Annotated in this window: 13 protein-coding genes; 11 read left to right on the top strand and 2 right to left on the bottom strand. The window is 47.2% G+C overall.

Features of this window, described 5'->3' with window-relative positions:
- Positions 1–62 precede the first annotated feature (62 nt).
- From ACK8P8_RS10410 to ACK8P8_RS10375, 8 genes are all read left to right on the top strand, one after another.
- A complete protein-coding gene (locus ACK8P8_RS10410; RefSeq protein ID WP_410025844.1) occupies positions 63–575 on the top strand; it encodes a hypothetical protein in 513 nt (170 codons plus the stop codon).
- Entirely contained in the window at positions 565–1,341 is a 777-nt protein-coding gene (locus ACK8P8_RS10405; RefSeq protein WP_410025843.1) for a hypothetical protein, read from the top strand. Before ACK8P8_RS10410 ends, ACK8P8_RS10405 begins: the two co-directional genes overlap by 11 nt.
- Entirely contained in the window at positions 1,325–8,368 is a 7,044-nt protein-coding gene (locus tag ACK8P8_RS10400) for a leucine-rich repeat domain-containing protein (RefSeq protein ID WP_410025842.1), read from the top strand. The genes ACK8P8_RS10405 and ACK8P8_RS10400 overlap by 17 nt, the downstream gene beginning before the upstream one ends.
- 10 nt (positions 8,369–8,378) lie before the next feature.
- Positions 8,379–10,283 (top strand): hypothetical protein, encoded by a 1,905-nt coding sequence (locus tag ACK8P8_RS10395; RefSeq protein ID WP_410025841.1) that lies wholly within the window; start codon positions 8,379–8,381, stop codon positions 10,281–10,283.
- A 44-nt stretch (positions 10,284–10,327) separates the two neighbouring features.
- The gene (locus tag ACK8P8_RS10390; protein WP_410025840.1) at positions 10,328–10,693 is read left to right on the top strand and encodes a hypothetical protein; all 366 of its coding nucleotides are present in this window, start codon (positions 10,328–10,330) and stop codon (positions 10,691–10,693) included.
- A 10-nt stretch (positions 10,694–10,703) separates the two neighbouring features.
- A complete protein-coding gene (locus ACK8P8_RS10385; protein ID WP_410025838.1) occupies positions 10,704–11,066 on the top strand; it encodes a D-Ala-D-Ala carboxypeptidase family metallohydrolase in 363 nt (120 codons plus the stop codon).
- A 119-nt stretch (positions 11,067–11,185) separates the two neighbouring features.
- Entirely contained in the window at positions 11,186–11,611 is a 426-nt protein-coding gene (locus tag ACK8P8_RS10380) for a hypothetical protein (protein WP_410025836.1), read from the top strand.
- Between the two features lie 82 nt (positions 11,612–11,693).
- A complete protein-coding gene (locus tag ACK8P8_RS10375) occupies positions 11,694–13,655 on the top strand; it encodes an LruC domain-containing protein (protein ID WP_410025835.1) in 1,962 nt (653 codons plus the stop codon).
- A gap of 51 nt (positions 13,656–13,706) precedes the next feature.
- Here the strand turns inward: ACK8P8_RS10375 and ACK8P8_RS10370 are convergent, their stop codons facing one another.
- Positions 13,707–13,913, bottom strand: a complete 207-nt coding sequence (locus ACK8P8_RS10370) for an RNA-binding S4 domain-containing protein (protein WP_410025834.1) — start codon at positions 13,911–13,913, stop codon at positions 13,707–13,709.
- 160 nt (positions 13,914–14,073) lie between these two features.
- Between ACK8P8_RS10370 and ACK8P8_RS10365 the strand changes: the two genes are divergently transcribed.
- Both ACK8P8_RS10365 and ACK8P8_RS10360 read left to right on the top strand, forming a co-directional pair.
- Complete coding sequence (locus ACK8P8_RS10365) at positions 14,074–15,528, top strand: OmpP1/FadL family transporter (protein ID WP_410025833.1); 1,455 nt, start codon at positions 14,074–14,076, stop codon at positions 15,526–15,528.
- 109 nt (positions 15,529–15,637) lie between these two features.
- Entirely contained in the window at positions 15,638–16,936 is a 1,299-nt protein-coding gene (locus ACK8P8_RS10360) for an NAD(P)/FAD-dependent oxidoreductase (RefSeq protein WP_410025832.1), read from the top strand.
- A gap of 18 nt (positions 16,937–16,954) precedes the next feature.
- Here the strand turns inward: ACK8P8_RS10360 and ACK8P8_RS10355 are convergent, their stop codons facing one another.
- Positions 16,955–17,464, bottom strand: a complete 510-nt coding sequence (locus tag ACK8P8_RS10355) for a bacterioferritin (RefSeq protein ID WP_099293800.1) — start codon at positions 17,462–17,464, stop codon at positions 16,955–16,957.
- Between the two features lie 120 nt (positions 17,465–17,584).
- Between ACK8P8_RS10355 and ACK8P8_RS10350 the strand changes: the two genes are divergently transcribed.
- On the top strand, positions 17,585–19,768 hold the full coding sequence (locus ACK8P8_RS10350; RefSeq protein WP_410025831.1) for a B12-binding domain-containing radical SAM protein: 2,184 nt from the start codon (positions 17,585–17,587) through the stop codon (positions 19,766–19,768).
- The last annotated feature ends 36 nt before the right edge of the window (positions 19,769–19,804 follow it).

Raw genomic sequence — 19,804 nt, 5'->3', positions numbered from 1 at the left:
TGCGGTGATTTATGATTGACGATTCAGTGATTTAGTGATTTTTGAAATTAAGATATGGGATTATGACTAGTATAAAAGAGGAATTATTGAAGGGGGCACGAGCGGTACAAGGGTGTGCTGACGGGATGGCCCAACTGGGGGAGGCGATGGGGAAGGAGGAGATGGTGCAGTGTTTTATCGATCGGGTGGATTTTTGTCTGGCGAAGAATTTCCCGACGAAGGAGTACTTGAAGGAGTTTTTTGGCGAGGTGTTGGGCAAGAAAGGGATACACGTTGACGAACGGGTAAAACTGACGGGCGGGAATGCCATCCTGCTGGGGAATTGCGAGGCGGAGTGTGACGCGGAAGGATACGCGGTGAGCCGCTTGTACGCGAAGCATGACACCCGGTTGGAGATATGGGCGCGTGACAACGCTTTCGTGATGGTGGACGCGTTGGATGATGCCGGGGTGATCGTGCATTGCAAGGACGAGGCGAAGGTGGTCGTGAATCTTTATGCCCGGGCGACGGCGACCTCGGACGGGGACGGGCATACCAGAATTGTTCATAAAAACAAAGAAACATATGATTTATAGATTTGACGGTATTGACATTAGCACATGCAGCGTGTTGCCTGCGCGGGGCGACGGGGGGTATGCCGTGAGCGGCATTTTCGATTTCCCGAAACGGAAGGGGGAGATCGAGCGGAACTGGGGTGACACGGTGGAGCCTTACTTGAACGAGGCGGACATGGAGTTCGGGGAACGGGTGATCGGTTTGAAACTCGTGATGACGGACGAGGCGAACTGGGACGCGTTCAGGGATGCCGCTGTTGCTTGCCGGAAGCTGGGGACGGAGTTGGGCGACTTCGACGTGTTGCTGGCGGACGAGGTAAGCGTGGAGAGATTGGGACAGAAAATGTTGAAGATCGACATGAAATTCCGGCAGAACCGGGTGGAGTTCGAGGTATTGACGTTGACGGCTTCCGGGGGAACGGGGATAAGAGTGGATGATTTCCATCTGGCACGGGATTTCGGGATCAGCGTGACGGGCGTGAAAAGCGACCGGAATATCCCGAAACGGATAGAGGTAAGCACGACGTCGCCTTACGGGATTACCCGCTATCGCGAGAAACCGTCGTTCACGCTGGAATGTATGATGAATGCCCCGGATCTGAAAGAAGCGGGAGCGAGGATGAGGCAGTTTCATGCCTTGTGGCGGCAGCCGGGAACGAGGGTGCTGCATCTGGCGGACGGCACGAGCCGGAACGTGTTCGTGAAGGACGGGTTCAGCGTGAGCATCGAGGGGGACGGGTTATTGAAATTTAGTTTAAAACTGGAAGAATATGATAGATATATTTAGAAAAATAGAGGGTGCGGAAACGCTCGTGACGAGTCTTCCCGACGACAACGCCACGCTGGAACGGGGCATCATGGCAGCCGACGAGGTGACGCTGAACGTGACGGCGAGCGAGATGCTCGACCTGCGGGTGGGAGACTACACTTGGATAGAAGGCGTGGAGTACGCTATCAACCGGGAACCGGATCTGGTGAAAGCGTCGGCGGTGGAATACCGTTACGACATGGTGCTGGAAAGCCCGGTGTATAACTTGCTCGACAAGATTTACATGCAAGGGTTGACGGGTAAAAGTCGTTTCTCGTTGGCGGGCACGCTGGAGGACTTCGTGGATTTGCTGTTGACGAACATCAACCGTCCGGATTTTGATCCCGGTTGGTCGAAAGCGTTGAACGGGAAGGGCGAAGTGCAGATCGTGGAAACAGAAGTGAAGACGCTGACTTTCGACAACACGACGTGCCGCGACCTGCTGACGAAACTGGCGGACGAGTTCGGCGTGGAGTACGTGGTGCAGGGACGCGCGATCGCTTTCCACGAGCGGGTGGAGGAGGCATGCGATCTGGTGTTCGAGCAGGGACAAGGCAAGGGGTTGTACACCTTGCAGCGACAAAACGTGGACACGGACAACACGGTGACGCAAGCCTACGTTTTCGGCAGCACGGAAAACCTTCCCCACGGCTACCGGGATGGGCAATTCGACCGCCTGTGCCCTCGGGAGAGAGGCACGGACGTGTATATTTCTTGTTTCGAGAACCGGACTGAGTACCCGAAGCTGGTGGAACGGGAGGTGTATTTCGACGACGTGAAACCCTCGTTCACGGGTTGCGCTGATAGTGTGTCGAGCGACTTCTTGAAGGTACGTTGTAACGCGATAGATTTTGACTTGAAAGACGTGGTGGTCGGTAAGGAAGGTCGTGTGAATTTCCTGACGGGTGACCTGATGGGGATCGCTTTCAGTTTCACTTACGATCACGGGAGCCGCACCGTAACCTTGATACCGCAAGAAGATGAACGTGCATCGGCGGATAGCGACGGCAACCGTCCCAAGCTGCCTAGCAAGGCGTGGCACGCCCGGGTGGGAGATAAATTCACGTTCACGGGGATCACGTTGCCTGATGCTTACGTGCGTGACGCCGAGGCGGTGCTGGCGGAAAAAGCTAGAAAATGGATGCGGGTACATTCCAGCTTGCGCGTGAAGTATAACTTGGACGTGGACTACCGTTACGCCCGCGAGACAGGTATCGAACTTGCCCCCGGCGACGTGGTGGGTATCGTTGTTCCCGGTCAGGAGGAAGTACAAAAACTCCGTGTGACGAACGTGAAAAAGCAATTGAGCACGGGCAAACTCTCGTGCGAGGTATCGAACTACCTGCAACAAAGCCTAGAGGACTCCCTTAACGCTAAAATACAGGACGTGCGTAGTTCCATCGAACTCGACCGCAGCGAGATGCTTTACAATATCAACGCCACCCGCGAGTGGACCACCCGTAACTTCGGTCGCTTGGCGGAAACAATGGAAGACGGTGAGGCTATCGTCTGGGACGCCGACGGCTGGGAAATCAAAACCGCCCGGCAAGTGCCGGATGCCGTGCTTTGGGATACACATCCTTTTGATGATTATCTGGATCAAGGAGTGCGCACGGGGGATGACGTGCGGCATAATAGTGTCACAGCCCGTGCTTTCACGGAAGAGGACGAGGGGCACGACCCGGAAGTGGCGTCGCTCCGGTTGGTGGAAGAGGGACCCGGGGACTTGTCTTCGCTCGGGGCATTGTCGAACGTGGACGTGGCGGCAGATGCGGCAAAGGAGAACGACGTGTTGATTTATGAAGATGGTTTCTGGATGCCGAAGAGTGACGTGTTTATCCCGACAGGGGTGACCCCGGACGGGACGGAGATCAAGACGTTCCAGAACTTGCTGGAATATATAGCCATGCACGGGGGCGGGAGTACGCCGGGAGAAGTGCAGCGTAACGTGCGCGTTGTCAATGGTCTGGATGGCAAAAATGTATCCGCCTCGAAAGGAGAGCCTTGTTTGTTGAAGTTCACCTTTGTTTCGCAGGAACGGTACAGTATAAGCGAGCCTTACGAGAACACGGGAGAGAGGGGATTGTGCCAAGTGTCGGTAAAAAACACGAATAATGACGAGTTCGCGGTAGCGAGAGAAATGCACGTGGCAAGTAACGTTCCCCTTGCCGTTGACGTGGCGGAGTTCCTGACTTCCGGTTCGAACCAAGTGATGGTTAAAGTAACCGGAGAAGTGACCGAAATGGTGACCCCGGCGTTTGTTTACACCGTGTACCTGACCTCTTTGTCGATTGCCGCCGATAACTTCCGCTGGTGGACGGCGTTTTTGAATGACATTATCATCCCCTTGAATATCGGCGGGAATGTGTCCAAGACTTTGCAAGTCACGTTGGTGGGGGAAGATTATAACAGGTCGTACCGGATTCCGCTCGGGACGAACGTGTACACGGAAACGGCGTACAATTGCCGGCTGGAACATCCCGGACGGACGGGCGTGTACAGGCTCTCGGCACGCGTGACTAATTCGGACGAAACGATAACGACGAAAACGATGTCTTTCAACGTGATTTGCGCTGTGCCCGGTGAGCGGGTGAAGCTGGTCGTTGTTAATAATATACAGGAGAAAGCGACGAACTGGACGGAAAATTCGTTATTTGATTACGCGATGTACGACGGGGATAATATCACGACGTCGGCACGGTTTGTGGTGACGAAGGACGAGGGGACGCTGTTCGCCTCGGACGAGGACGCTATTTCGACCTCGACGCGGCATACTTTCTCGTTCCCGATGGAGGTGGAGACCATGGACAGCACGGATTTTGAAATATCTGTCAGCGTGCTGGACGGGGAGACGGAATTAACGGGACCGATGACGTTCCCGGTGAATAACTCGTTAGGATTTTCCGCCGTGGCGGGCGCCGTGTTCTACATGAACCCGAAGAAGCGTTCCAACCGGCAGGGTAATTATAAGGATATGATTAACGAGGTGAACGATGCTGTCGTGGCAGCGGCATGGGAAAACATGAACTGGGGAAATGACGGGTGGATCACGGACGCGGATAATAACAAGGCACTGCGCTTGATGGCGGGCGGAAAGGTTGCGTTGGAGTATTACCCGTTCAAAAAAGAGTGTGCACGCACGGGAAAAACGATTGAAATAGACTACCGGATAGATCACGTGACGGATTACTCGGAGCCGGTTGTCCGGATGTCTGCCCCGTCGGGAGATTCTTTTGTCGGTCTGAATATTTACGCGGATAATATTATCATGCATTCGCGGGCATTGACCAATGACAGGGTGCAAAACTTGCATACTTTCGAGGGAAAACGTACCCGGCTCACGTTGACGATCATGCCGGATGCATACGGGAACGCGGGTTTTAACTTGTGTATCTTGTATATTAACGGCAGAAAGAACCGGGAGTTCACTTACGAGAATAACGACTATTTCGCGCATGACGGCGGAATAGTGATCGGTTCCAAGTACGCGGACACGGATATTTACGGGATACGTGTTTATGATTCCGCGCTGACGTCGCAGGGGGTGTCGCGTAATTATATCAATTGGCTGGTGTCTACCGGGGAGAAAGAGTCGGAATCCGAATTGAATGACATTCTGGACGCTAACGGTTCGGAGATTGATTTCGAGAATACGCGGGACCAGTATAATTGCCTCGTGTTCGACAACACGATCCCGAGTATGGCAGACCAGACACAAAGGGTAGGGACGCTGGAGGTCTTTTTCGCTGACCACCCGGAATGGAACGTGAGTATTTCCAGTGTGACCGCCAAGGGGCAGGGGACGTCGTCCATGAAGTATTATTTATGGAACACGCGGTACCAGCTTGACAAGAACTTGTCTGTCATCACTCGTGCCGACGGGACAACGACAACGAAAAAGTGGCAGATGACCCCGGAATTGATAGCGGGACAGAAGTTCACGGCGAAGAAGAATTACGCTTCGTCCATGCAGTCGCACAAGATCGGGGCGGTGAACTCGTATGACGATTTGTATCGCGAGATGGGACTGTTGAACGAGGCGATGCGGACGGACGAGTACGCTAATGCCCGTGTTGCCGTGTACCAGTTGCCGTTTGTTTGTTTCGAGAAAGCGATCAACGAGGAGGGTCAGACGGTTTACACGTTTAAAGGGTTGTACACTTTCGGTCCGGACAAGGGGGATAAATATACTTTCGGTTTCGACACGGGGTTGTTTCCCGCGATGATCAGTATCGAGGGTTCGGATAATTCCCCCTTGTGCACGTTGTTTCGCGTGCCGTGGAACCCGGCTTCGGGGCGAATCCTGTATAACGGGGACGAGGAGGCGTTCCAGTATAACGGGGCGAACTCGTGGGATCTCGGGGAAGGTGACACGGGTAGTATTTCCCGTTTTGTCCCGGCGTACAATATCGTTTATGAATGTTCTCCCCGGCTGCAACCTTTTAACGGCACGCCGGACGAATTGAACGCACGACTGGCGGATTATAGGAATGAGCCGCACGAGTTCTGGATAGCCAAGGCGGGTGACGAGCACCGGTATGATGTTTATTATTACGAGTCTTCGGAAGGAAGGTTTATTCCCGCGGACACGGGAAGCGGGACGATAAATCTGGTGACGCAGTTGGTGGATAAAGGGTATGGTTTGACCGCCGCCGATCTGACCGGGAAGGATGATGCCGCGTTGAACACGCTCTTCATTCATGCCCGCGTGGCGAAATTCCGGGCGGAGGCTTCGCTATACTGGGATATACAGGATACTCTTTTCTTCATGAATAACGTGGAGTTTAACGCGGGAACGGATGAACGTGCCAAGAACACGTACCCTTACTCGTTCTGTCTGGACACGTCGACGTTCAGGTGGCGGGTGGACGATGCCGATACCCGTTTTGACACGACGAACCGGGGATTGCCGGAGAAATCGTATAGCGTGGAAACCCATGACACGGACGAGACGGGTGCGGCAATCTGGAACGGGGAAACGAACAATTTCTTTAACTTGATGGAACTTGCTTTCCCGGAGGAGAAAGTGGCGAATATGCGCCGGATGATGGTGGCGATGGAAGCGTTAGGGGGATTGAAGCGCGGTGATGATTTGGAGAAAATATATGCTTTTTATAAAAAGTATTTCTTTGACAGTGCGCAGGAATATTTCCCGGCAGCCGCTTATAATGCCGACGCGAAGATCGCTTACGAGAACGGTAAGCTGGCTTATAACGCCGGGACCTACTCGAATGACACGGACCCGATCACGCAGTCGTTGGGAGATCATTATCTGGCGGAACAACGTTGGGTGACGAAACGTATCCTGTACATGATGTCAAAGTATAATTTCGGGTTGTTTTCTGCCGACGGGACCGACACGATCACCGTGCGCGCGGCGGGTAATTCTATCCGGTATGAATTGACTCCCGGTATGGATATGTACCCGGCGATAGCGAACGGCACTTCGATTATCCGGGGAAACCGGACGAAGGCGGGAGAGGTGTGCACGATGGATATTGAACTCTCGGGTACGGGAGATCAACAGAACGCGATCATGGGAGCCTCGTACTTGCTTGATATAGGGGATTGGTATAACAAAAATGTTTCCGGTTCTATGATTATTCAAGGAAGGATGTTGCGCACGATACGGCTGGGTAGCAAGACGGAACCAATCGTGATCTCTATCGGGTCGCTGACACTTTCGAATTGCGTGAGTTTGCAAAAACTCGTGTTGTCACGGATCGCTACGCTTGCCGGGACACTGAATCTGTCGTCTTGCACGCATTTGCAGGAGGTGTATGCCGACGGGACTTCTTTGACACAGGTCGTTTTACCGAAAGGTGGAGGTTTGCGGGTGGTGGAGTTCAGCGCTTACAATCGTTACTTGTCTTTGTCGAATTACCCGTTACTCACGACGGAAGGAGTGGGGATTGATTCGTGTAAAAGTGCCATTACCGACTTCTTCGTGGTGGATTGTCCTTTACTGAAGCCGATGCAATTGTTGGTAGATATTATGGATGCTCAAAGCGGGCAAGGGAATGACCATGCTTTGAAACGGATTAGGGCGGTGGGTTTTGAAGAAACGTATTATAGTTCGGGAATGCTTGATAAGCTTGCCAAGATGGCGGACGGCAGTTACGAGGGATTGAGTTCGGACGGTATTGCCGGGGAGGATCCGCTACCCGTGCTGGATGGTACGTTGAATATTTATGCTGACGTGTACGAGGATTCGATCAATGCTTTGAGAAATTCGTTTAGCAGATTGGTATTGAATATCAAGGGAAATTACTACGTGAGGTTTAAGGACCCGGAGTTCCAACGGCTGGTAGTGGCAAAGTGGAGTACGGATGGGGTTGGCGTGACACAGGCACAACTAAATGCCATAACGAAATTCCCGAGAGGCGTATGTGAGGGAAACGTTGGAGTAGTAGACCTCTCGGATTTCGGAAACAAGTTCGTGAGTTGTAATATTATGGAATATTCCGTATTTGAAAATTGTTCAAATTTGGAATTTATAAAGTTCCCGGATAACCCGATTCGGATAGAAAATAACGCATTTAAGAATTGTGTAAATTTATCTTTTGATTTACCTGTAAATTGTTCCTTGGGTGCAGGTTGCTTCACGAGCACGGGTATAATCGATTTAGTAATAAAGAGAGGTGTAACATTTAATGGAACATCAAATTTTTCACGGTGTGTAAAATTAGAAACTGCTATTTTTGAAGAAGGTTGTACTGTTGTCATTGATTCGATATTTAATAGGTGTACAAATCTTCATCATGTTACACTTCCGTCGACGATTACAGAAATTCAAAACGGTGCATTTTGGGGGGTAAGTGCTTTGCAGACCTTTTTAATTAAAGCAGAGATTCCACCAGCTTTAGGTACAGGTGTATTTGCAGGTATAAGCATGTATGCTAAAATATATGTTCCAGACAATTCAGTCAATGCTTATAAAACAGCTTTAGGTTGGAGTGAGCAAGCTAGTAAAATAAAACCGATTAGTGAATATGTAGAAAAATAATAATTAGACTATGGCAAAGTTATTAAGTACAATAATAGACGGCTTTTTAGCCAGTAAGAATTTCATATCCGGGGCATTGGGTTCCGGATGGAAAATTTGGAAAATGAATGGCCGGTATAAGTTTGAAGTGGATGACGTTGTTGTCCGGAACACGATGACCGTGTTTGAATTGTTGATCTCGAAAATCCGGGCGGTGAAAGGAGCCTTGGGGATCACACAAGCGTCGGGTAAGATAAAGTCCGTGCGGGAGGATGCGGATAACTACTATATTCAGGTAGAGGACGAGATGAGTTTCATGGCACACGATATTATTCGATGCATGGAGTTCTCCGGTAGCCAGAAGAACTATTGGGTGCTCGTGTCGGGTGTAGAGAACGATGAGATCGTGATCCCGAAGAGCGAGTTTGAAAATTCCTCTTTGCCGGAAACAGGGGATGAAATCGTGCAATTCGGTAACACGACGAATCCAAGGCGGCAGTCGGCAATTTACTTGCATGCGGACGAGAACGGGGAGCCGGCAATAGATGTGTTGTTCGGGATAGACGGTAAAAGTTTTGACGGTAAAACAAAGATTCGTGTCGGCGGAGATATTCCGGGTGCGGACGGGTACAAGGGTTTTTATTGTGAGAACGGGATGATAAAAAGTGTAAATACCACCGGAGAGGTGATGTACATGCTTCGTCCGAACGGTTCCGGTTTCGTGGCGAAAGAAGCGATAGCGTGGAATACCGACGGAAGCGGTAGCATTGGTAAAGGTGCTATCTCTTGGCGGTATGACCCGGAAACACAACGATATGTCGTGGAAATGGGAAGTAACGTGATATTGACATGGAATAATTTGGATGAGCAAACGAAAGAAAAATTGAAAGGAGAGGGATTAATTGTTGAATTTTCGGTAGATGGAGAAGAATGGCACTCTACGTTCGAGGACGGCGACCTGTACCAAAGACAGAAAGTTGGAAGCGGTTCATGGAACGGTCCATTCAAGATTGTCGGGCAAGATGCCAATCTTTTACCTTGGGTGAAGGAATGGAACAGCCCGGAGAACCGGACTGAAATTGGAGGGGAGTATATTATATCCCCGAAGATGTTTTCCGGGACGAAAAATGCAGAAACGGGTAAACTTACCGGAGTTGCTTTTGGGCGGGGAGTAGTGACTGTTGTCGAAAATGGCGTGGAAGTGCAAAAGACGGGGGTGTTCGGGTTGAAAGACGGAAAAGTAACGTTTTCAGTGGATGAAAATGGGAATGCCAACTTTAAAGGAAATGTTGAAGCTGAATCCGGTAAAATTGGGAAATTTATTATTGGACAAACAGAAAGTGATTATTCTTGGTTAAAATCTGGCAATACGATGGGATTATCCGGACTTCAGCTATTTTTTAAAACAAATGATAGGACAATTTATATTGGAAGTAATCCGGGAGAAAGTATTTCGAGTGCCAGAACTGCAGGTGTATTTACGTTAGAAACTACTTTTAGTGAAGCTGCAAATAAATGGAAAGATGTTAATGCTTTGTCTGATTTCGGTTTATTTGTAGCTGCTCCTTTTAGGAAGTGGAATTCTTTGTCTAAAGAGAATATATTTGCTTTGTACGTTTCTGGGCATAGTCGTTTTAATGGACAAGTTTCCAGTATTCCTATGAAATGGGTATATGTCAGTAATGGTACAATCCCCGTTATCTCACGAATCGTTTACGTGACGGGAAATACCGGGTCTGATAATCCTTGTTATCTTGATAGTGTAAATGCACAAGATGGACAGATAATTACAATCGTGAATACAAGTACTAACCATAGGGTGAATTTAAAAGATACGGCAAAGGGGAGTAATCATTGGGTTTTAGAAGGGTGTTGTTGTACATTGATATATTTATCAAGTTATGGAAAATGGTATCCGGAAAGATTTGATTGGTAATTAATGAAAGTGAGTGTCAAAGTTAATTATTGAGGAGGTGTAAAATGAATGATTTTCTAGCTTTGTTGGGGGCATTAGGGGGATTTAAGGCGATAGAGTGGATTGTTACGTTCTTCGTGAACCGGAAAACGAATGCACGGAAGGAGGATGCTTCGGCGGACTCGATGGAGATACAGAATCTTTTGAATATTATAAATAATTTGACGCAGCAGATCGAGCGGTCGGATAACCGGACGAAAGAACGGGATGCGAAGGTTGATTACGTGTACGGGGAGTTGAGGAGAGAGCAGGCGGAACACCTTGATACGTTGAATAAGCTGCATTCCTCGGAACTTGCGAATAAATTGGCAGAGGTGAAGAGGTGTGACGTGCAAAAGTGCCCCGATAGGCTGCCTCCAAGTGAATTTTAAAAATAGAATTATGGTAGTAAGTAAATATTTTTTAGAAAAAGAGTTTCAGCAATGTGTGCCTGAATGTTCGTTGCAGAATATGAAGCAAACGACGATGAGTAAGCTGGACACGGCACGGGAAATTGCTGAAATACCTTTTGTGTTGACATCCGCTTTCCGGTCAAGCGAGTGGGATAGAGAAAAAGGAAGAAGCGGAACGGGGGCACATACACTCGGAAGAGCTGTTGATATTCGGTGTGATGTTTCAAGGAATCGCTTTTTGATAGTGAAGGCGTTGTTGAAAGCCGGATTCAAAAGGATTGGTATCGCGAAAAATTTCGTGCACGCGGATGATTCGGAGATTCATGAGCAGGAGATTGTTTGGTTGTATTAGAAAACGGGAGAGTTATTCTCCCGTTTTACTTGTCCGAAAATCGTCAAACTTTGAACAATCGAATGAACTGCCGAGCCACATGGCATGCGTAAAGGTATAATTTATTAATGACTTAAAAAATGAAACGGTTGATTTTTTCTTTGGTGTTTCTTTTGTGTGTGGCTTGTGGAAGCCGGAAGATGCGGATTCGAAATGTCGTGCATGAGGAGGTCGTGCGTTCCTCTCAACTTGATGCACAGTTGTTTCGGAGTACAGAGTTATTGAAATTACTCGATGTAAGAATACGGAGGGTGGAGGAACGTGATTCGATTGGGAACGAGAAAATAACGATAGACACGAGAATCCGTCTAAAAGAGAAAATCACTGATCTGGATACGACGAAGGTAAAGTTGACTACCGGTGAAAAAAGAGGTCTGGAGCAAAATACAAGTGTCGATGAGGTCAAAAAGAGTGGAGTTGGGAGTTGGGTGTGGAGCGTGTGGGGTGGCGTGGTAATTGCTGTCGTGTTGGTCGTGGTTGTGTATCGTGTACGTCTAATGGTTTGAATAAAAATACTTTGTCGCGATAAATATAAAATGAGAAATATGTCGTACATTTGTATCGAAATATGACTAAATAGTATTGATTATGAATTTTAGAATGGCGTTTGTTTTGGGAATTATTGCCTCGTTGTTTTTATTGGCGGGATGCGTTGATAAGGATTTGTCGAAAAAAGAGGCTCCTGAAGGTTCCGGTGATTATTTTGATTTCCGTACGGCAAATAAATTGACGGCAGAGGTGAAGTATGATGTACCGAAAGGGTACGAGGTGTTTTTTGAGGCCTACGCGGAGTATCCCGTGGATACGATAAATGGGAGGACGGTGAAAAAAGAAAATCTGAAACCGTTATTCAGAGGGTTCACGGATGAAAATGGCGAGTATTCGGAGACGGTTCAAGTACCGACTTACGTGAATGAGATTTATTTATATTCGGCGAGTATAGCCGTGCCTATGGTGAAGACGTTGGAGGTTTCAAGAGGAAGAAGTATGGTATCCCGGGCGGGAGAGGACGGGTACGTGCATTCGACTTATCCGGCAGGTATGAAGGTGATAGATGGTATGACTTGGAATGATAAAGGTGTTCCTTCCAATCTGGGCGGAAAAAAAGATATTTCGGCAGACGGTTTAATCATGTTGAATGCGACGTTGAAGATGGATGATTCAAACGTGAGTGATTATATCGTGAAAAATAGTGAGGCGAACTTGAACGTGATAAAGGATGGGGCAACGGTGGATATCGTGGTTATCAATAATTCCGGGAATACCCGTACGAATACGGTCGGATATTATTATTACTCGACAAACAATCCGCCACAGACAGCGGAAGAAGTGCAGAGAATTATCCTTTTCCCGAATGCAACATTCTCCGAAAAAGGTGGTTTGCAGTTGGGAGATAACGTGCGGCTTAAATATTGGGATGAGGTAAAGCAGGAGTGGAGGGAAACTTTCCCGGCGGGAGTGACAATCGGGTGGTTTATTCTGGCGGGAGGATACGACGCTAATAATCATACGGTAGTGGATGTCGCACGCGGACGTTCTATCGGGTTCTCGAATACAAGTTTGAATACAGAACAACGCAGCCACACGATTATCGTGCGTGATCCCAATACAAAAGTGCGTTACGTGGGACTTGAGGATCAGAATTTTAATTCATCACCCGTGTATCGTGATTTTATTTTTTCCATTGACGCGGATGATGACCACGTGGAATATAATGACGGAAGTATGCCGGACGGTAAGGATATGACGGATACTGACGGGGATGGAGTACCGGATGTGGATGATGAATTCCCGAATGACGGGAGCGTGGCATATTCCATGACTTACGAGGGTACTTTGGCTTATGAAGATATTTGGCCGTATCAAGGCGATTATGATATGAATGATATGGTGGTTGAATATCATATAAAGCATTTTTTGAATAAAGGTAATTTGTTGGTTCGGGTAGAGGACTCGTGGACAGTGAAAAATGTCGGGGCACAATTGCAGAGTGGTTTCGGGTATCAGTACGGGTTTAGAAAGTATAAAGTTGGTAGTATGAGTGTTGAAACCACTTACCCGGGGCAATCTCGTTTCGCTAAGGACGCGAAAGGACTTGAGTATGCGCAACCGAATGATGCCACGATTATTTTATTTGACAGTGCTTTGGATGTGATAAATGCCCCGGAGGAGCAGAGAACGTTCACGGTAAAGATGACATTGAATGTGCCCACGAAGACGAATGAACTGGAGTTACCTCCTTATAATCCTTTTATTATCGTGAACACGAACGAGGGACGGGGGCACGAAGTGCATTTGCCGAATTACAAACCGACCGATTTGATGGACACGAAATTGTTGCATTACGGGCATGATTTGTCTGATCCGGAGAAAGGAATTTATTTTGTTTCGGATAATAATTTCCCTTTCGCGATACATATTATTAACGAATCGTTAGATTTGAAGAGTAAAGACGAGGGAAAGAGAATTGATGTGACTTACCCGCAATTTTCGAAATGGGCGTCATCGTTCGGGGAAGAAAATAAAGAGTGGTACAAACATAAAAAATGATTGTTTTGAGTATATCGAGGGAGTCGACTGTTTTTACAGTCGGCTTCTTTGTTATATCACTTTAATGCTTTGTCCGAGGGCGGTGATGATTTCGCCTTTCGTTATTTTTGCCCGTTTACGGGATTCCAGTTCACCGTTGCGAGTGACTTCTCCGTTTTCGACAAGAATCTTTGCCATTGCGCCGCTTTCGGCTATGCGGGTGGCTTTCAGTAATTTTATTAATTCAATGTATTCGGTGTCTATTTCAAAGGTTATCATGGCATATAGATTTTGGGTACAAAGGTAACCAATTTTTATTGCATACCGTAAAGTAGAAACAACTTGAGGAGGCGAATGTTATTTTTGTGCCTTTAATTTTAAAAATAACTATCTTTTATTTTATAGAAGAATAGTAGAGTAATAATGTAAAGTAGATTGTATGAAGAAATTAGTCGTATTGGTAATGACTTGTATGTTGAGCCTGTCGGTTTTTGCCGAGGGATATCAAGTAAATTTGTTGAGCACGAAACAGACCGGAATGGGACACGTGGGTGTCGGGATGAAGTTGGGGGCAGAGAGTATGCATTTCAATCCGGCAGGGCTGGTGTTCTTGAAAACAAATATGGATTTTTCACTTGGAATTTCAGCCGTGATGGCAAAAGCGAAATATAGTAATGCGGGATATTCCGCTAAAACGGATAACCCGGTGAGTACGCCATTATACGCTTACGCGGGATTTAAGATATATGATAATCTGGCAGCGGGTATCAGTTTGACGACTCCTTACGGGAGTTCCTTGAAATGGCCGAAGCATTGGGAAGGTGCGTCGTTGATTCAGGATATTAGTTTAAAGTCCTATGTAATACAACCCACGCTTTCATATAAGATCACGGATAAGTTGAGTATCGGTGTCGGTTTGCAATTGGCTTGGGGTAACGTGAATCTTTCCCGCGGATTAATGAGTGTGAAGGATTTTCAAGGCTTGGGGAATACGATGGAAGAAAAATTAGGTTCGCTTTTGCCTCATCTTCCTATTTCCGAAACAGAAAAGGAGGCTATACAAAATATGATAGGTTTAATGAAAAATACGACTGTACCGCCGGCTTATGCTCGTTTAGAGGGGAACGCCCATATGAGGGTAGGCTTTAACGTGGGTATCATGTATGATATTTGTGATAAGGTGACGGTAGGGTTGTCTTATCGTTCAAAGATTAAGATGCGGGTAAAAGAGGGAGATGCTGAATTAACCTATTCCAACCGGAATATTGAAAATATGTTCGGACAGATGGAGTTGTTACTTTCCAAGTATGGTGAGATGTTGGCAGGAGCGGGTGTTGATATACCCAATATTTCGATCCCGAAATATGATCAAGGTTCTTTTCATGCGGAATTGCCTTTACCTTCCAACACTACACTCGGTGTAAGTTATCGTCCCACGGATCGTTGGGAGTTAGCGTTGGATCTGCAATTGGTAGGTTGGAACGCGTATGATTCTTTAAATGTTTATTTTAACGAGGCTGAATTAGGAATTAAACCGATCAAGGCGGAAAAAAATTACAAAACGACAATGACCTATCGAATTGGAGCGAGCTATAAAGCAACAGAGCGATTGGATCTTCGAGCAGGAATTTATTATGACCAAAGTCCGATTCGTAAAAACTTTTACAATCCGGAAACTCCCGGAATGAATAAATTGGGTTTTTCCGCCGGGTTGACTTTTGAACCATATAAGAATTTGCAAATAGATTTGGCATTTTTGTATATACAAGGTTTCAGTAAGAACGCGAAATATTCCTATGAAAATGTGGTTACGCCGGGGGTAATAGATACGTTTGGTGGAAAGTATAAATCCACGGCATTTACTCCTTCCATTGGATTGGCTTACCGGTTTTAATAAGTTATAAAGTTCATAAGGTTTATAAATCTTATGAACTTTATAAACCAAAATATAACGCAACGTTTCTTCGCATCTATTCGTACAACTGTGAAAATAAGTTGTAATTATGGATGCAATTAGTAATATCTCGGATCAGGGAACAAAGAAACGGGTTGTGATCGTGGGTGGAGGTTTCGGTGGGTTGAAATTGGCTCGTAAATTGAATGATCGTGATTTTCAAGTAGTGTTGTTGGATAAAAACAATTATCATCTTTTTCAGCCTTTATTGTACCAAGTGGCTACTTCGGGGATAGAGCCCAGTGCGATTTCTTTTCCTTTCCGGAAGATATTCAAGTATCGTCATGATTTCCACATTCGGATGTGCACGGTAGAGAAAGTGGTTTCGGAAAAGAATTGTATAGAAACATCAATAGGTAAGATTTCTTATGATTATCTGGTGATAGCCACGGGTGCAGGTACAAATTTCTTTGGTGACTCTACTTTGGCGGATCGGACGATGCAGTTGAAAACAACGTCGGATGCTTTGTTCAATCGTAACCGGGTGATCGAGAGTTTCGAGAAAGCATTGAATAGCGCGGATGATGATACTCGTAAACGGTGGTTGACATTCGTTATTGTCGGGGGTGGGGCTACCGGTATCGAGCTTGCCGGGGCGTTGGCGGAGATGAAAAAGTTTATGCTCCCGAAAGACTACCCGGAATTGGATTGGGATGAGATGAGGATTCTTTTGGTAGATGGGGGTGAGCGTTTGTTGAACGCTTTTTCGGAAAAGTCCTCGTTGGAGGTTGCCCGTAGTCTGTCAAGTATGCACGTGGAGATTTTGTTGAAAAAGTTGGTAAAGGAGTATGACGGGGAGAAGTTGACCTTTGTTGACGGGCAGCAGATCGTGACAAATAATGTCTTTTGGGTAGCCGGGGTAAAGGCGAATAGTTTGCCGGGACTGCCGCGAGAAGCTTACGGGCGGGGAAATCGATTGCTCGTGGATGAGTTTAACCGGGTAAAGGGAATGGCTGATGTGTTCGCGTTGGGCGATACGGCATTGATGATTACCACGGATTATCCCAACGGGCACCCTCAAGTGGTGCAACCCTCGATACAGCAAGCCGGTTTACTGGCAAATAATTTACGAAGTATGATCAAGGGCAAACCCCTTCGTCCTTTTAAATACAAGAATAAAGGTTCTATGGCTACAATCGGGAGAAACGATGCCGTGGCGGAATTATCCAAGGTGCGTTTCCGGGGATTCTTCGCTTGGCTGTTGTGGTTGTTGGTTCACTTGATGAGTATCGTCGGGGTGAAGAACCGTCTTTTTATTCTGATCAACTGGATGTGGAGTTACGTTACTTACGATCAGTCTTTGAGGATTCTGGTAAAACCGGAAATAAAGAAAAGCGACCCGTTCTGAGTCGCTTTTTCTTGTAAGTTATTCTCCCTTGGGAGCAGTCCCAGTGGCCACACTTTTACTGCGTTCAACGGATTGTAAAGCCAAATAGTTAGCCCCGAATTTCTCAAGGTTGTCCAATTCTGTTTCGTATTGGTCTTGATGAACTTCTTCCTCGGCTACCAAAGCTTCAAATAATTTCTTTGATACGGCATCAGCGTTTTCAGCGCATTCTTTTGCCCAAGCGTTATAATCGTTCACGCTGCCGACTTCCATGGCGGTAGCGAGTTCCAGCATCTCTTTGGGTTCGTGAATTTTCTTCACGTCGCCGGAAACTTTCATTTCAACTTCCCCTTTCAAGAACAGGATACGCTCGGCAAGTTGCTCCACGTGCATCATTTCTTGAATGGCGGTACGTTTGAAAAGACCGGATAATAAGTCATACCCCATATCATCGCAACGGAAATGGAAATACATGTACTGGTGTACAGCAAGCAATTCATCGCCTACCGCCCTGTTTAGTAGTTCGATACTTTTTTCTTTTTTACTCATGATAGTCAAAATTGTTAGTTATTTTTATTGTTTGCCAAATTATAAAAAAAATGTGATACATCCTAAATTTTGGCTTAGAATAAAAAAAGCGTACATTTGTTTAAGTATAAAATGATGATTATGAATAATTCTTCCCCGGTGTTGTTAGTGACACCTCCGTTCACGCAATTGAACACGCCATATCCCTCGATGATGTACTTGAAAGGTTTCCTGAACACGAGGGGAATCCCGACCGCACAGGTTGATTTGAGTCTGGAGGTTATTTTGGGTATATTTTCTTCCCGGGGATTGACGGAACTTTTCGAGAAGGCGGGGGAACAGTCTTTATCAAACAATGGAAAGCGGATTTATGCTTTGAGGAAAGAGTATACCCGCACGATTGATGCGGTGATTGCTTTTTTACAAGGGAAGAACCGCACGTTGGCTTATTCGATATGTGAAGAAAGTTTTTTGCCGAGAGCGGGGAGATTCGGGCAGACGGAGGATATGGAATGGGCATTCGGGATGATGGGGATGGAAGATAAAGCCCGCTATCTGGCGACGCTATATCTGGAAGACTTGTCGGATTTCTTGAAAGAATCCGTGGACGGGAATTTCGGATTCAGCCGTTATGCCGAGCATTTGGGACGTTCGGCTTCATCGTTTGATGAATTGGCTGCCGAGCTGGCAAAGCCGTTGAGTTTCACGGATAGATATCTCACGGGATTGCTGACCGAGAAAATGGAGGCTTATCACCCGGATATCGTGGCGGTGACTATTCCTTTTCCGGGGAATTTGTACAGTGCTTTGCGATGCGGGGAATGGATTAAAAAGCATTATCCCGGGGTGACGGTTGCCATGGGAGGCGGTTTTGCCAACACGGAATTGCGTTCGCTGACAGATGCCCGTTTCTTCGCGTATACCGATTATTTATTGTTGGATGACGGGGAGTTGCCGATTTCACGTTTGATTGAACACGTGCGGGGAGGGTTGGACGAGAGCGGGTTGGTGCGTACGTTTATGTTACAGGACGGGAGTGTGGTGTATCACGACGATGTTGCGGCGGCGATTATTCCTCAAAGGGAAGTCGGGATTCCCGATTATTCGGGGTTGTTCCTCGATCGGTATATTTCCGTGATCGAGATAATTAACCCGATGCATAAGTTATGGAGTGACGGGAGATGGAATAAATTGACATTGGCTCACGGGTGTTACTGGGGAAAGTGTAGCTTTTGCGACGGTACGTTGGACTATATCCGACGCTATGAACCGAACGAGGTGAAAACTATCGTGGACAGGATGGAGAGAATGACGGAACAGACGGGGGAGGGCGGTTTTCATTTCGTGGACGAGGCGGCACCTCCTATGTTGTTGCGGGAAATGGCATTGGAGATATTGAGGCGGCGTTTGACTGTCGTGTGGTGGGGGAATATCCGTTTCGAGCGGGCTTTCACGGCGGATTTATGCAGGTTATTGAAGGCATCGGGCTGTATCGCCGTGTCGGGCGGGGTTGAAGTGGCATCCGAACGGGTGTTGGCATTGATCAATAAAGGTGTGACATTGCCTCAATTGATACGGACGACGGATCATTTTACACGAGCCGGAATTATGGTGCATACTTATTTGATGTACGGTTTCCCCTCGGAGACCGCGAGAGAAACGGTCGATTCGCTGGAAGTCGTGCGGCAGATGTTTGAGCGTGGGTTGATTCAATCCGGTTTCTGGCATCGTTTTGCCATGACGGCGCATAGCCCGGTCGGACAGGCACCGGGGCTTTTCGGTACACGGGTGACGGAACCGCCTTTCGGTGGGTTTGCCCGCAATGATGTGGCTTTCGAGGATTTGGAGGGAGGTGATCATGAACGGTTGGGTGACGGTTTGAGTCGTTCTTTATATAATTATATGCGAGGCGTGGGGTTTGATTTACCCTTGCAGAAATGGTTTGATTTTAAAATTCCTGTTTCAAGTGTATCGCCTCGTTTCGTGGAACAGCAAATGGAGGCGAGCGAATCTGTGGAGAATTTATATCCTCGGCGTTTGTATTGGATCGGGGGAGAGGTCGAGTTCGGTGCGGAGATCGTGAAAAAGGGGAAAATCGTGTTGACGCTCCATGATACTACGCGGGATATTCATTTGAAGATAAAAAAAGAAACTGCCGTTTTTCTGCATGATATCTTTTCCCGGATAAGCGCGGATGTTGGAGAGCCTTATTTGCTGAAAGATTTTTATCTGGATTACGAAACGGCTATTCACGAGGATTTCCTGCCGTTTTGGTATGGTAAGGAAATGCAAGTGCTTCGGGAATACGGGTTGCTTTTGCTTTAAAACGGACAACTACCGCCATGTAGGGATAGTGCCGGT

This window comes from Butyricimonas muris (genome assembly GCF_046365375.1).
GTDB lineage: Bacteria > Bacteroidota > Bacteroidia > Bacteroidales > Marinifilaceae > Butyricimonas > Butyricimonas muris.
Note: the sequence above shows the minus strand (reverse complement) of the source record. Positions and strands in the feature narration are given on the sequence as shown.